The sequence below is a fragment of the Nonomuraea spiralis genome (assembly GCF_014648435.1).
Taxonomy (GTDB): Bacteria; Actinomycetota; Actinomycetes; order Streptosporangiales; family Streptosporangiaceae; genus Nonomuraea; species Nonomuraea spiralis.
In genome coordinates, this window is the sequence record NZ_BMRC01000011.1 from 309,557 (window position 1) to 323,015 (window position 13,459).

General features: G+C 71.3%; 13 protein-coding genes. 10 read left to right on the plus strand and 3 right to left on the minus strand.

Going from position 1 to position 13,459, the window contains the following annotated elements; all coding sequences use genetic code 11:
* Positions 1-108 precede the first annotated feature (108 nt).
* The 4 genes from IEZ27_RS27865 to IEZ27_RS27880 all read left to right on the plus strand — a co-directional run bounded on the left by IEZ27_RS27865 (position 109) and on the right by IEZ27_RS27880 (position 2,614).
* Entirely contained in the window at positions 109-300 is a 192-nt protein-coding gene (locus tag IEZ27_RS27865; RefSeq protein WP_189649935.1) for a hypothetical protein, read from the plus strand.
* 155 nt (positions 301-455) lie between these two features.
* On the plus strand, positions 456-728 hold the full coding sequence (locus IEZ27_RS27870; protein ID WP_125632016.1) for a GlsB/YeaQ/YmgE family stress response membrane protein: 273 nt from the start codon (positions 456-458) through the stop codon (positions 726-728).
* A 170-nt stretch (positions 729-898) separates the two neighbouring features.
* Positions 899-1,891, plus strand: coding sequence for a sporulation protein (locus IEZ27_RS27875; protein WP_189649936.1), 993 nt, complete (start codon positions 899-901; stop codon positions 1,889-1,891).
* A 318-nt stretch (positions 1,892-2,209) separates the two neighbouring features.
* The gene (locus IEZ27_RS27880) at positions 2,210-2,614 is read left to right on the plus strand and encodes a hypothetical protein (RefSeq protein WP_194521970.1); all 405 of its coding nucleotides are present in this window, start codon (positions 2,210-2,212) and stop codon (positions 2,612-2,614) included.
* A gap of 69 nt (positions 2,615-2,683) precedes the next feature.
* On the opposite strand, the gene IEZ27_RS27885 is transcribed toward IEZ27_RS27880, so the two are convergent.
* Entirely contained in the window at positions 2,684-3,223 is a 540-nt protein-coding gene (locus IEZ27_RS27885) for a transposase (RefSeq protein WP_189649938.1), read from the minus strand.
* A 478-nt stretch (positions 3,224-3,701) separates the two neighbouring features.
* Between IEZ27_RS27885 and helR the strand changes: the two genes are divergently transcribed.
* A complete protein-coding gene (gene helR / locus IEZ27_RS27890) occupies positions 3,702-5,852 on the plus strand; it encodes an RNA polymerase recycling motor ATPase HelR (RefSeq protein WP_189649939.1) in 2,151 nt (716 codons plus the stop codon).
* Positions 5,853-5,872: 20 nt separating this feature from the next.
* Here helR and IEZ27_RS27895 read toward each other — a convergent pair whose 3' ends face one another.
* Both IEZ27_RS27895 and IEZ27_RS27900 read right to left on the minus strand, forming a co-directional pair.
* Positions 5,873-7,090: an NAD(P)/FAD-dependent oxidoreductase gene (locus IEZ27_RS27895; protein WP_189649940.1), complete on the minus strand. Its 1,218-nt coding sequence runs from the start codon at positions 7,088-7,090 to the stop codon at positions 5,873-5,875.
* A 93-nt stretch (positions 7,091-7,183) separates the two neighbouring features.
* On the minus strand, positions 7,184-8,128 hold the full coding sequence (locus IEZ27_RS27900; RefSeq protein WP_189649941.1) for an RNA polymerase sigma-70 factor: 945 nt from the start codon (positions 8,126-8,128) through the stop codon (positions 7,184-7,186).
* Between the two features lie 96 nt (positions 8,129-8,224).
* On the opposite strand from IEZ27_RS27900, the gene IEZ27_RS27905 reads away from it, so the two are divergent.
* The 5 genes from IEZ27_RS27905 to IEZ27_RS27925 all read left to right on the plus strand — a co-directional run bounded on the left by IEZ27_RS27905 (position 8,225) and on the right by IEZ27_RS27925 (position 13,448).
* Positions 8,225-8,806: a mycothiol transferase gene (locus tag IEZ27_RS27905; protein ID WP_229824398.1), complete on the plus strand. Its 582-nt coding sequence runs from the start codon at positions 8,225-8,227 to the stop codon at positions 8,804-8,806.
* Between the two features lie 60 nt (positions 8,807-8,866).
* The gene (locus tag IEZ27_RS27910) at positions 8,867-9,397 is read left to right on the plus strand and encodes an alpha/beta fold hydrolase (RefSeq protein WP_189649943.1); all 531 of its coding nucleotides are present in this window, start codon (positions 8,867-8,869) and stop codon (positions 9,395-9,397) included.
* Positions 9,398-9,407: 10 nt separating this feature from the next.
* A complete protein-coding gene (locus IEZ27_RS27915; RefSeq protein ID WP_189649944.1) occupies positions 9,408-9,800 on the plus strand; it encodes a hypothetical protein in 393 nt (130 codons plus the stop codon).
* A 233-nt stretch (positions 9,801-10,033) separates the two neighbouring features.
* The gene (locus tag IEZ27_RS27920; protein WP_189649945.1) at positions 10,034-11,293 is read left to right on the plus strand and encodes a S8 family serine peptidase; all 1,260 of its coding nucleotides are present in this window, start codon (positions 10,034-10,036) and stop codon (positions 11,291-11,293) included.
* Positions 11,294-11,336: 43 nt separating this feature from the next.
* Positions 11,337-13,448, plus strand: a complete 2,112-nt coding sequence (locus IEZ27_RS27925; protein WP_189649946.1) for a serine/threonine protein kinase — start codon at positions 11,337-11,339, stop codon at positions 13,446-13,448.
* Positions 13,449-13,459: the final 11 nt, after the last annotated feature.

The following is a 13,459-nucleotide window of genomic DNA, read 5'->3' on the forward strand; positions in this document are numbered from 1 at the left end:
AGGGTGTTGCGGAGACGGGCACCGTTGCCGTCCCCCGCAACACCGCCCGCCGGGCACAGGCTGGACGTGACCCGGAAGAGCGGGCGTGACCTGCGGGAGGAGAGCGGAATGAACACCAGGGGAATGTGGCTGGCGATCATCGTCGTGGCGGGCGTCGTGGTCGCCGTGGTGGCGGGCGGCCTCGCCTGGATCGGCGGCGTGCAGACGGCGCTGGCGATCCTGACCGGCGGCGCGGCCTTCAGCGGCTTCACCCTCCTCGCCCTGACCGTGGCGACCTTCCTCACCCGCACCCCGTCATGACCCGGTCACCGGGCCCGTCATGAACCGATATCAGGCCGATTCGTCCCGTTTCTTCGAGATCCAGCAGGGAAGCAATGCCGCTGTCAGGCCAGGGGCCCCGCCTCCCCCAAGAGAACGGGGGCCACCCCCGGCGCGGCAGAACGGGAGCGTGCAGCGTGGAAGTCACCGGCATCATCTCCGCCCTCATCATCGGACTCGTCATCGGCGTACTGGGCCGGCTCGTCGTACCGGGCCGTCAGAGCATCCCCATCTGGCTCACCATCGTGATCGGCATCGTCGCCGCCCTCATCGGCACCGCGATCGCCGCCGCGATCGGCGTCGCCGACACCCGTGGCATCGACTGGATCGAACTGGTCATCCAGGTGGTGCTGGCCGGTGTTGGCGTGGCCCTCGCGGCGGGCCTCTACGGCAGGCGCAGCGTCCCGTAAAGGCGGGACATGTCACAGGATCCCGGAGGAACGGCACCAGGCCTCCGGGATCCTGCCGTTCTCGGTCCTCCTTGGTCATACGTTTTCGCTATGACCGGAACCGGCGTCGGCCGAAGATCGTTGTGCCGGGCGGCTGCACACATTCGATCTTCGACAGGGAGAACAAAGCCGTGGTCTTCAAACGCATGCTGGGTGCCTTCGGCGTCGGCGCGCCCTCGGTGGACACCGTCCTGGCCACCTCGCGCGTCCAGCCGGGCGGCACGCTGTCCGGCGAGGTACGGCTCAAGGGCGGCGACTTCGACGCCGAGATCGAGCACGTCACCCTCGGCCTCGTGGCCCGCGTGGAGTTCGAGCACGGCGACGGCGAGCACGCGGGGGCGGGCGAGTTCTCCCGCGTCCAGGTGTCGGGGCCGTTCCTGCTGCGCCAGGGCGAGGAGCGTACGATCGCCTTCGAGATCGGCGTGCCGTGGGAGGCCCCGATCAGCCGGATCGGCGGGCAGCCGCTGCACGGCATGGCGCTGGGCGTACGCACCGAGCTCGCCATCGCCAAGGCGGTCGACAAGGGCGACCTCGACGAGATCGCGGTCGAGCCGCTGCCCTCCCAGCTGGGCATCCTGGAGGCGCTGCTGCAGCTCGGCTTCGCCTTCAAGTCCGCCGACCTGGAGGCCGGCCGCCTGTACGGCGTGCACCAGCAGCTGCCGTTCTACCAGGAGATCGAGTTCCACCCGCCGGCCCGGTACGCCGGTCTGGTCGGGGAGCTCGAAGTGACCTTCGTGGCCGACCCGGCCGGGCTGGAGGTGGTCCTGGAGGCCGACAAGGGCGCGGGCCGCTACTCCGGCGACGCGATCGGCCGTTTCACCGTCAGCCACGCCGACGCCCTGCACACCGACTGGGCCGGTGAGCTGGACCGCTGGCTGTCCGGCCTCGCCTCCCACGGCCACGGCGGCTACGGCGACCACCACGGCGGCTACGGCGACCACCACGGTGACCATCATGGCGACCACCACGGTTACGGGCACCACGAGCAGCACCAGGGCGGTCCTGGCTGGGGCGCGGTGGCCGCGGCCGGCGCCGCCGGCGTGGTCGGCGGCCTGGTGGCGGGCGAGATCGTCGAGGAGATCTTCGAAGGCGACGACGACGAGAGCGGCGACGGCGACTGGTAAACCGGATCCCGCCGCCCCGCCCACCCGCCGGGACACCGTTGGCGAAGTAGGCCAAACAGAAGCAGCCCCGTGGTCACGTTTGTGATCACGGGGCGTTTCTGCGTTGGGAGGTGCACGCCGGGCAAGCAGGGCTCATCAGAGAGTGTCTTTGACCCCTAAGTCCATCCCCGAGCAGGGCGGTAACTTTACGCGAGGGGGAACGGGTACGCGATCATGTGATCCATGTCGATCCCCCGGGACCCGCCCGCACCCGCACCACCGCAGAAGTCCAGACATTCACGAATGGCTCGCCGAAGCGGTTGCCTGGCCTTGCTATTAGTGCCGCTCCTGCTGCTCGCGGCGATCGTCATGGCGCCGGTGTGGATCAATGACCACCGGCTGGCGCGTATGGTGGGCCGCATCCAGGCGTATCCGCTGCCATCAGGAACAGACTTCGGGTACTTCGACCCGCAAGTCGAGGTGAGCGGCGACTCCGGCGACTGCTGGTACACCATCCGCTTCGAGCTCTCCACCGAGCGGCCCGTCCAAGAGGTGCTGAACCACTACCGCCAGGCGAAAATTGAAGACCCCGACGGAGACCTCGGCGACTACGACGTAGCGGCCTTCACGCTGTTCGACGAGCCCGGCACCCCCGTCGTGGATGACACCTCCGTCACAAACTCAGTGATCATCAATTTGGACGGCATGTACGACGACACCTGGATGGACATGCGCTGCTACTGACACGGCAGGGCTGCTCGCGTGCTGGTCTCTTGCGCTCTAATCAAGATCGCCGGGATTAAAGACACCGTCTCACGCCACCGGGCGCAGGGCGGCGAAGCGCGAGGTGCGGGTCGGGGCCAGCGGCATTCCGGTGAGCCACGCGTCGAGCCTGGTGAGGTTCATCGCCGCGGCGATGAGAATGTGCTGGAGATGGGTCTTGGTGGTCCGGCGATAGCGGCACCGCCGCCGGCCAAAGCCTTTGACGCCTTGGGCGATGGTGCCCTCCACGCCTGCTCTGCGGGCGTAGCGTTGCTGCCATTCGTCGGTGCCTTGCCTCTGGCGTGCGCATTGCAGGGCGTCATGCTCCTCCTGTGGGCGCAGGGTGATGCGTCGGCCTTTGGCTCCACGTGTGCACAGGTCCCGGCTGGGGCAGTCCTTGCAGTCGCGCATCGAAAAGCGCACCCGGATGACCGGAGTTCCGCCTTGATCGGTCTCGTTGGCCCAGGGCAAGCTGGTGGCTCCGGTGGGGCAGGTCATGACGCGGTTGTCCCAGTCGATGGTGAAGTCGAACGCAGCGACACCCCCGACTCCATCCGCGAGCAAGAACGACAATGGCGGCCCCCTGATCACAGACGTGATCGTAGGGCCGCTACTTTTTGATCTACTTCGCCAACGGTGTCCCCGCTGGTGGGCGGGGCGCGCGCGTCTCTGGCGTATGCGCGTCGGCCCGACGGGGAGCGCCGGTGAGCGTCGGTGGAGAGCGCGGGTCAGCTTCGGGCGGTGACGCCCTGATGAACGGGGGACCCGTACGGCGGGTCGTCCGACCCTCTGGGGTGCCCTGGGGAACCGCAGCTGATCGCGGTGAGAAGTCAGGAAAAGGAGTGATTACCCCTTTCCACTCTCAACGTATAGCGCACCCGGGGGCTTGCGGCAAGACCCCCATCGTGCCGCAGAATCGTCCGCCGAGGCCAGAACCTGCGGAAATGGGGGACGAAGTGTATGAGGTGCCGTCCGTGTGCCCGTCGTGACCGTCAGGCAGGTCACCCCGATCCCTGACGCCATGCCACGCGCCAACATCGCCAGCCACCTCGTAGCGGAGCCGGAAAAGATGAATTCACTGACCACCAGCGTGTTCGAGCTGCCCGAAACCCTCGCCGCCAAGGCCGCCCCGGCGCTGATCGCCGCCGACGAGCGGCACTTCGCGGCCCTCGCCGGGAGCCTTGAGCAGTCGATCGCCGACCTGTCCGCCCGTCTCGACGCCGAACGCAAGGCCCCCGGCGGCAAGGGCCGGCAGGCGCTCGACCGGGACCTGGAGATCCACCGCCTGGCCGCCCGCCTGCGTACGCTGCGCCGCTTCGGCCTGGACCTGTGCCTCGGCCACATGGTCACCGCGGACGACCCCGAACCGGTCTACATCGGACGCCTCGGCCTGACGGACAGCCAGGGCCGCCGCCTGCTGCTCGACTGGCGCTCGCCCGCGGCCGAGCCGTTCTTCGGCGCCACCCACGCCAACCCCATGGGGCTGACCAGCCGCCGCAGGTACCGCTGGACCCGTGGCCGGATCAGCGACTACTGGGACGAGGTGTTCTCCGCCGACGGCTTCGAGGGGCACGCCGCGCTCGACGACCAGTCCGCCTTCATCGCCAGCCTGGGCGGCAACCGCTCACCCAGGATGCGGGACGTCCTCGGCACCATCCAGGCCGACCAGGACGCCGTCATCCGCGCCGGGTCCCGAGGCGCCCTCGTCGTGGACGGCGGCCCCGGTACGGGCAAGACCGTCGTCGCCCTGCACCGCTCCGCCTACCTCCTCTACTCCGACCCCAGGCTCGGCCACCACCGCGGCGGCGTGTTGTTCGTCGGCCCGCACCAGCCCTACCTGGCCTACGTCGCCGACGTGCTCCCCAGCCTGGGGGAGGAGGGCGTGCAGACCTGCACCCTGCGGGACCTCGTACCGGAGGGGGCCGCGGCGACGCCCGAGAAGGACGCGGAGGCGGCCCGGCTGAAGGCGTCCGCGGACATGGTGAAGGCGATCGAGCCGGCCGTCCGGTTCTACGAGAACCCGCCCGCCAAGGGCATGACGGTCACGACGCACTGGTCCGACATCTGGCTGAGCGCCGAGGACTGGGCCGAGGCGTTCGACGCTGCGGACCCCGGTACGCCCCACAACGAGGCACGCGACCAGATCTGGGAGGAACTGCTCACGATCCTCATGGACAAGCACGACGAGGACGACGTCTCGGCCGATCTGCTGCGCAGGTCACTGTCGCAGAACCGGGAGCTGCTCACGGCGTTCAACCGCGCCTGGCCGCTGATCGAGCCGGCCGACCTCGTCGGCGACCTGTGGACCGTGCCCGCCTACCTGCGGATGTGCGCGCCCTGGCTCACCCCGGACGAGATCCGGCGGCTCCAGCGCGCCGACGCCCAGGCGTGGACGGTCTCCGACCTGCCGCTCCTGGACGCGGCCCGCCAGCGGCTCGGCGACCCGGAGGCGTCCCGGCGCAAGCGCCGGCAGGAGGCCGCCCTGGCCGTCCAGCGCGAGCGTATGGCCCAGGTCGTGGACAACCTGATCGAGGCCGACGACGACGGCGAGGGCCTGGTGACGCAGTTGCGCCGGGCGGACCTCCAGCGAAACCTGGTCGACGAGTCGGAGTTGTCGGCGCCGGAGCCGGACCTGCTCGCCGGCCCCTTCGCGCACGTCGTCGTGGACGAGGCCCAGGAGCTCACCGACGCGGAGTGGCAGATGTTGTTGCTGCGCTGCCCGTCCAGGAGTTTCACCATCGTCGGGGACCGCGCCCAGGCCAGGCACGGCTTCACCGAGTCGTGGGAGGAACGGCTCGGCCGGGTCGGGATCGACCGCGTCACCCTGGCCTCCCTGAGCGTCAACTACCGGACCCCGGCGGAGATCATGGCGGAGGCCGAGCCGGTCATCCGGGCCGTGCTCCCGGACGCGAACGTGCCGACCTCCATCCGCGCCGGCGGCGTCCCCGTCGTGCGCGGATCGGCCGCGGACCTGGACTCGATCCTCGGTGACTGGCTGGCCGCGAACGCCGAGGGGGTCGCCTGCGTGATCGGGGACCCGGCGTTCCGGGAGACGTCCCGGGTGCGGTCGCTGACGCCGGAATTGTCGAAGGGGCTGGAGTTCGACCTGGTGATCCTCGTCGATCCGGAGAGGTTCGGCGCGGGCGTCGAGGGAGCGGTCGACCGCTACGTGGCGATGACCAGGGCGACGCGGCAACTGGTCATCCTCACCACTCCCTGACGCCGTCCCGTCCACCCGCTCTAGGCCCGCGCCCGGACGGCCTGGCCCGTCGCGGTCCGCCCCCGGGCGACGCGGCGGCGCCGGGACGGCAGGCCGAGCATCGGGTTGGCGACCCCCCAGGCGGCGCCCTTGCAGATCACCTCCTTGTAGAAGGCCGCGGTCCGTCCGGTCAGCACGGCCGACACGGCGCGGTCGTCGGCGGTGACGTACTGGATCAGACCTTCCTTGCGGCCCAGCGAGACGCACTGGTTGAAGTAGCGCATCGTCGTGTTCGGGAGCTTCCGGCCGGTCAGGCGCGCGGCGATCGAGTCGGCGGCCTGCCAGGCGGTGGGGATGCCCGACGCGCACGACATCCGCAGCGGCTTGTCGCCGGGGCCCATCGCCATGGCGGCGTCACCGACGGCGTACACGTCGGGGTGCGAGACCGAGCGCATGGTCCCGTCGACCACGATCTGGCCGGTGCCGGTGACCTCCATGGCGGTCGCCCGCGCGATCGGGTGCACCGCGAAGCCGGCGGTCCAGACGGTCACCGCGGCGGGGAGGGCGTCGTCCCCGGCGGTGGTGACGCGGTCGGCCTCGACGCCGGTGACGGCGACGTGCTCGTGCACGGTGATCCCGAGCTCGGCGAAGACCTTCCGCACGTGCGCGCGGCCCTTGGGCGAGAGCCAGTCGCCGAGGCCGCCGCGGGCGACGATGGCGACGTCGAGGTCCGGGCGGGCCTCGGCGATCTCGGTCGCGGTCTCCAGCCCGGTCAGCCCGCCGCCGACGACGACCACACTCTGCCCGGCGTCGAGCCGGGCCAGCCGCTCGCGCAGCCGCAGCGCCCCCGGACGGCCGGCGATGTCGTACGCGTGCTCGGCGACCCCGGGGACACCCTCGGCGTCCCAGCCGCTGCCGAGCGCGTAGACGAGCGTGTCGTAGGGCAGTTCCTCGCCGCCGTTCCCGGCGTCCGTGCCGCTGCCGGTGCCGGTGACCGTGACGGTCCTGCGGTCGACGTCGATGCCGGTGACTGTCGCGAGCCGCAGCTCGACGCCGGTGCCCGCGAACATCTCGTGGAACGGCCGCGGCCTGAGGTCCTGGCCGGTCGCCACCTGGTGCATGCGGACGCGTTCCACGAAGTCGGGCTCGGCGTTGACCAGGGTGATGGCGACGTCTGCGCGGCTCAGCCGCCTGGCGAGGCGGCCGGCGGCGACGGCTCCGGTGTATCCGGCTCCGAGGACGATGATGCGGTGCTGCATTTCCTCGCTCCTGTCTTGCGCGGGTTCGCCACCTGAACCGGACGACCCGCGCTTTCCTGACAGGAACTCGGTGTGAAGCGCGTCACACCTCGATCAGAAGGCTCTGAACAGGGGCTCCCCGTGCTCGGTGGCCGCCCACTGGGCGGTCGCGCGTGCGAGTTTGTCGGGGTTGACCTGGTTGCGGAACGCGGCGATGCCGTCGGCGGTGACCTCCAGGCACATCACGCCCACGACCTGGCCGTCGACGACGGCCACGACGGCCGGGTCGCCGTTGGCGACCCAGGAGTGGATCTCGGGCATGCCGCCGGCCAGGGTGCGCTTGGCCTCGCTCGGTTTGAACAGGCCGCGCAGGAACTTCGCGACCGCGACGGCGCCCTCGAACGCCTTGGTACGGGCCGGGATCTTCCCGCCCCCGTCGCCGATGCCGATGGCGTCCTGGGTGAGCAGGCGTACGAGCGGCTCGGTCTGCCCGCTGGTGGCGGCGGCCAGGAACTCCTCGACGATGCGCCGGGCGGCGGCCTCGTCGACCTCGGCGCGGGTCTTGCCGTCGGCGACGTGCTTCTTGGCGCGGTGGAGGATCTGCTGGCTGGCGGCCTCGGTGAGGTCGAGGATCTCGGCGATCTCCCGGTGCGCGTAGCCGAACGCCTCCCGCAGCACGTAGACCGCCCGCTCGTTGGGGGAGAGGCGTTCCATCAGGGTGAGGACGGCGTAGGAGACCGAATCGCGCTGCTCGGCGGTGTCGGCCGGGCCGAGCATCGGGTCGCCGGCGAGCAGCGGCTCGGGCAGCCACTGGCCCACGTACGTCTCGCGGCGCGCCCGCGCGGAGGTGAGCTGGGTGAGGCAGAGGTTGGTGAGCACCTTCGTCAGCCAGGCCTCGGGCACCTCGATGCGGTCGACGTCGGCGGCCTGCCAGCGCAGGAACGTCTCCTGCACGGCGTCCTCGGCCTCGGCGGCGGAGCCGAGCATGCGATAGGCGATGGCCTCCAGGCGCGGTCTGGCGGCCACGAACCGGTCGACGTCGTCCACGGTCAAGGGCATGGCCCGATACTAGAACGTCCCCTTGACCCTCCAGCGGCCGGAGCCCGCCGTGTTAATCGTTTGTCGCCGCCGGGACCGTCGCCGATGATGGCCGTCATGGCCACGACACGACGAGCTGACATGTTCACCGCGGACGGCAGGCCCTCCGCGGACGACCCGCGTGAGAACGGGCCCACCATGGGCGACGAGCGCGCCACCCTGATCGAGACGCTGCGCTGCGCCCGCCTCACCCTGGAGATGAAGTGCGAGGGCCTCGACGCCGAGGCCATGGCGCGGCGGTCCGTCGAGCCGTCGACGATGTCGCTCCTGGGTCTCGTACGACACCTGGCCGAGGTCGAGCGGGCGACATTCCGGGTGCTGATGGCCGGACAGGACGCGCCCAAGCTGTTCACCGGCGAGACCGACCGCGACGGTGACTTCGACGGCGCCATCGCCGACCCCCGGGTGGTCGCCGAGGCGTGGGCCGCGTGGCGCGCGGAGGCCGACTTCGCGACCCGCTTCCTTACCGAACTGCCCAGCCTCGACGACACCGTCGACGACCCGGACAACCTGCACGGCAGCGGCGGAGGCCGGATGTCGATGCGCGAGGCCGTGATCGGGATGGTCTGGGAGTACGGCCGCCACCTGGGCCACGTCGACCTCCTGCGCGAGCGCATCGACGGCCGCATCGGCCAGTAGGGCGTCACCGGCGTCGCGGTGCCCTCTGATGGGCGGCGCGGTTCCGGGTAGGGGCGGCGGATGTTCGACGACTTCGCGACCGGCCTGATCGACGTGGGCGAGACCGAGCTGTACGTCCGGCACGGCGGCACGGGCTCACCCGTCCTGCTACTCCACGGCCACCCCCGTACGCATGCGACCTGGCATCGCGTCGCTCCGCTGCTCGCTCCGTACCACACGGTGGTCTGCCCGGATCTGCGCGGTTACGGCCGTTCGGGCAAGCCGCCCACCACCCCCGACCACACCCCCTTCTCCAAGCGCGCCATGGCCGCCGACCTGGTCGCCCTCATGCGTTCCCTGGGCCACGAACGGTTCGCCGTGGCCGGCCACGACCGCGCCGCCGGTCGCCGCCTCACCTGCCCGACCCTGTTCCTCTGGGCGGCCCGGGACGGCATGGAGGACCTGTACGGCGACCCCCTGGCGATCTGGCGCACCTGGGCCGGCGACGTGACCGGCCACCCGATCGACAGCGGCCACCACATGGCCGAGGAGGCCCCGGACGAACTGGCCGCCGCCCTGCTGACCTTCCTCCACGGCCGACCCCCTCGATAGGGTGAACGCCGTGCCGCACCCGGACGCCCTCCATCTCGGCCGCGAAGCGACCCGGCTTCTCGCGTCGTCCGGCGTGTGCGAGCTCAGGCCCGGTCTGACCGACCGGGAGTTCGCCCGGATCGAGGCCGAGTACGACATCGAGTTCGCCGACGATCACCGCGCCTTCCTCGCCGGCGGCCTCCCGATCAACTCGGCCCGGCCGGAGGAGGGCGCCACCTGGCAGCGCCCCTGGCCGGACTGGCGTGACGGCGACGAGGACGAACTCCGCCGCCACCTGGAGTGGCCGGTACCCGACGTGGACCGTGCTCCGGGAAACGACGCGGGATCGGACATGATCACGTACGGCCGGGACCTGATCGATTATGTGCGGCACGACTTCTACCGGCAGGACGACGACCTCTAACCGGGACGCGGGCCGACAATCTGCGCTCTTCGCCAAGATATCGTGCACTCTCCGCTAACGACATGGGTCACCGGGCGTCGCAAGACTGCCTCTCGAACGAATGCGACTCGATCGGGGCAGGTGTGCGTGGGCGCGGATGCCGGGGCCAGGACGCCCGCGTCGCCCGTCGCCCCGCTGGTCGTGTTGATCGCCGTACTCGGCGGTTAGACGCGGTTCGACCCCGGACGGCTGAGATGACCCTGGTAGAGCGGTGGAGCGCGGGCCACGCATCCGTGCTGGCCGGAAGCCCTGATGTTCCCCCGGAGCGGGTCCCCCGGAGCCGCGGGCCGGTACGCCCGGCCGTGCTCGGCCGGGTGCTGCTGGCGGCCGTACTGGGCCTCGGCGTCACCGCCGCCCCGGCGGCCGCGGCCCCGGCGGACGAGACGTGCACCCCTGAGCCGGGGGTGGTGAAGCTGCCCGGCGGCGAGCCCTGGGCGCAGAAACGGCTCGACATCAAGACGGCGTGGCGGCTGAGCACCGGCGCGGGCGTACGGGTGGCGGTCATCGACAGCGGCCTCGACGTCAAGCATCCGCAACTGCCCTGGCTCGCCGAGTTCGTCGACTTCACCGGAACCGGCTACACCGACTGCGTCGGGCACGGCACCGCCGTCACCGGGATCATCGCCGGCCGCGTCTACCCGGGCGTCGCCTTCCACGGCGTGGCGCCGCGCGCGACCGTCATCGAGCTCAAGCAGAGCAGCCAGGCCGAGGGCCACGTGGCCACGTTGGCGGCGGCCATCGACAAGGCGGTCCAGCTCAAGGCCGATGTGATCAACATCTCGATCAAGGCCGCCGACAATCCCGCGCTCAAGGCGGCCGTACGGAACGCCCTGGCCAACGACATCGTGATCGTCGCCGCCGCGGGCAACATCACCGACAAGAAGGAGGACGTGCCCGCCTACCCCGGCTCGTACGAGGGGGTGCTGGCCGTCGGCTCGGCCACCCCCGACGGGCGGCGCGCCGACTCCTCCAACACGGCCACGCCGGTCGCCGTCCTGGGACCCGGGGTCGGCGTCATTGCGCCGTGGCCGGGTGGGGCGTACAAATTGGATCTTGAGGGGTCCAGCTTCGGCGCCGCCTACGTGTCCGGGACCGCCGCACTGGTACGCGCCCGCTTCCCGCACCTCGACCAGGAGCAGGTACGGCGGCGCATCATCGCAACGGCTGACGGCTCCGTCGGCGAGGGGACGGGGGCGGGCATGGTCAATCCGGTGCAGGCGGTCAGCGCTGTGCTGCCCTTCGAGCCCGCGGGCCGGCCGTTGGTGGCCGCGCCGCCGCCTCCGGGCATCCCGGTGGATGCGATCGCCAGGGTGCCACGGGAGGATGTCATGGCCCGGAACGTCTCGCTGGCGGTGACGGCGGGTGCGCTGATCCTCGTCGCCGTGGCCGGGGCGCTCGCACTCGTGTTGCCGCTCGGCAGAAGTCGCGGGTGGCGGGCACGCACGCCGACCTGATGACCTTGTTGACTACAAAGACTTTGGTACGAAGGGAACCTAGATGCACCCATTACAACCGGACGACCCCACAAGGTTGGGTGACTACGACCTGTCGGGACGTCTGCCGGAGGGGCCGCGAGGGACGTCATTCCTTGGCCGGGAGTCGGACGACGCGCCCCTCCGGGTGATCAAGCTGCTGAGCGCGAAGCCGGACGAGGACGCGGAAGGCGTCGCGCGCTTCGCCGCGGTCCGGCGCGTCTCCAGCTCCTCCGTCGCGCGAACGGTCGACGCCGGTCTGCACGAAGGCCACCTCTACGTCGTACGCGAGCACGTCGAGGGGCGCAGCCTCGCCGAGATCGTCGCGGCCGACGGACCGCTCGACGCCGACGGGGTCGAGCGGGTGGCCGTCGGCACGTTGACCGCGCTCACCGCCGCGCACCTGGCGGCCGTCACGCACGGGGGCCTGAACCCCCGCAACGTCATCATCGGCCCCGACGGCCTCCGGGTGACCGACCTGGGCCTCGGCGAGGCAGCCGGCGAGATCGGCTACCACTCGCCCGAGCAGCTGAGGAACGAGCCGTACGGTCCCGCGGCGGACCTGTTCGCCTGGGCGGCCACGGTCGTCTTCGCGGCCACCGGGAAGGCGCCGTTCGGTCAGGACGCCGAAGCGGTGCTGACCGGTACGCCCGCGCTGGGCACGCTGGCGGAGCCGCTCCGGGGCGTGTTGTCCGAGGCGCTGTCGAAGGACGCCGCGCAGCGGCCGAGCACGTACAAGGCGCTGTTGCGCCTGCTCGGCGGCTCGGCGGCCGACGCGGAGGTCACGGCGAAGCTGCCGCCGCCGCCGGGAGCTCAGGTCCAGCTTCCGGCGTTCGGTCCGCCCGCTGTCGCGCCGGCGGGGGGCGAGGCGCCCCTGGAAGGCGTGCCGGTGCAGCCGTTGCCGCTGCCTCCGGTCCAGCCCCATCCCCAGCAGCAGCAGGTCTGGGAGCCGCCCAAGGTGCAGCAGCAGCCGCCCATGTGGGACGCGCCGCAGCGGCCCCAGGTGTGGCAGGCGTCGGTCGTGGACCCGGCGTCCCCGCGCCGCAAGTTCCCGGTCGGCCTGGCCGCGTCCGTGGCCGCGCTCATGGTGTTGTCGGGGGTGGGCCTCTGGGGAGCCAGCCGCTACACGGACACCCAGCAGATCAACTCGGTCGGCGTCTCGGCCGACGGCAAGGCCACCCGCGGCGCCACCGGGTGGGCCGGCTCGAAGGAGAACGGGACGACGACCGATCACGGTGACGGGACGGTTCCGCAGCAGGGCGATCCGGGCGTCGACCAGCCGCAGCCCGACGTGACCGTGCCGTGGGCGACCGAGTCCGACACCGACTCGGACGGCGTGGGCCCGCTCATCCTGCCCACCGAGGAGCCGTCGGGCGTCCCGACCGTGCCCAAGTACAGCTCGGTGCCGACGTTGTCTACGCCGCCGAACCAGGCGGTCGCCACCCCGCGTCCGACGACCCCCCAGCCGACGACCACGCAGCCGAAGAGCCCGCAGGCGACCAAGACGGTCACGGCCACGCCGACGCCGACGCCGACGGCCAGGAACACGAGGACGCCGGAGCAGTCCCAGGAACCGTCCCCGTCCCCCTCTCCGAGGAAGAGCACGGAGCCGCCGACGCCGACGCCGACTCCCACCAGGAGCGCCGAGTCCCCGTCGCCGACTCCCACGAGGAGCACCGAGGCCCCGTCCCCGACGCCGACCAGGAGCACGCCGCAGGCGCCCGCTCCGGCGCCCACGACGGAGGCTCCCGCGCCGGAGGAGACCAAGAGCGCGGACGCGCCGCCCGCGCAGCCGCAACCGCAGCCGGAGGCGAAGAACCCCTACACGCCGGTTCAGGCGTGCGGATCCGGCTTCTACGTGCAGCGTTCGCAGGCGTTCAACGGCGGTGAGACCTTCCAGCTCTACAACAGCGGCACCAAGCAGAACTGCGTGGTGACGATGAAGAGCGTGAACGTGGGCAAGGAGACCCCGGTCAGCGCGACGCTCGAGGTCCAGGGCGGGGGCAGCTCGACCGACAGCGGCAACTACAAGTACTACGCCGGCCCCGTGAAGCTGGCCGCGCCGGGCAAGTGCGTGAAGTTCTCCGGCAGCGTCAGTGGGCAGGGCACCGCCGCGGACTGGGGGAACTGCGGCTGATCCAGCGCCGG

Coding starts and splice junctions, on each gene's coding strand:
- IEZ27_RS27865 (WP_189649935.1), top strand. CDS start 109: ATGAACACCAGGGGAATGTGGCTGGCGATCATCGTCGTGGCGGGCGTC.
- helR (WP_189649939.1), top strand. CDS start 3,702: ATGAATTCACTGACCACCAGCGTGTTCGAGCTGCCCGAAACCCTCGCC.
- IEZ27_RS27895 (WP_189649940.1), bottom strand. CDS start 7,090: ATGCAGCACCGCATCATCGTCCTCGGAGCCGGATACACCGGAGCCGTC.
- IEZ27_RS27900 (WP_189649941.1), bottom strand. CDS start 8,128: ATGCCCTTGACCGTGGACGACGTCGACCGGTTCGTGGCCGCCAGACCG.
- IEZ27_RS27905 (WP_229824398.1), top strand. CDS start 8,225: ATGGCCACGACACGACGAGCTGACATGTTCACCGCGGACGGCAGGCCC.
- IEZ27_RS27910 (WP_189649943.1), top strand. CDS start 8,867: ATGTTCGACGACTTCGCGACCGGCCTGATCGACGTGGGCGAGACCGAG.
- IEZ27_RS27920 (WP_189649945.1), top strand. CDS start 10,034: ATGACCCTGGTAGAGCGGTGGAGCGCGGGCCACGCATCCGTGCTGGCC.
- IEZ27_RS27925 (WP_189649946.1), top strand. CDS start 11,337: ATGCACCCATTACAACCGGACGACCCCACAAGGTTGGGTGACTACGAC.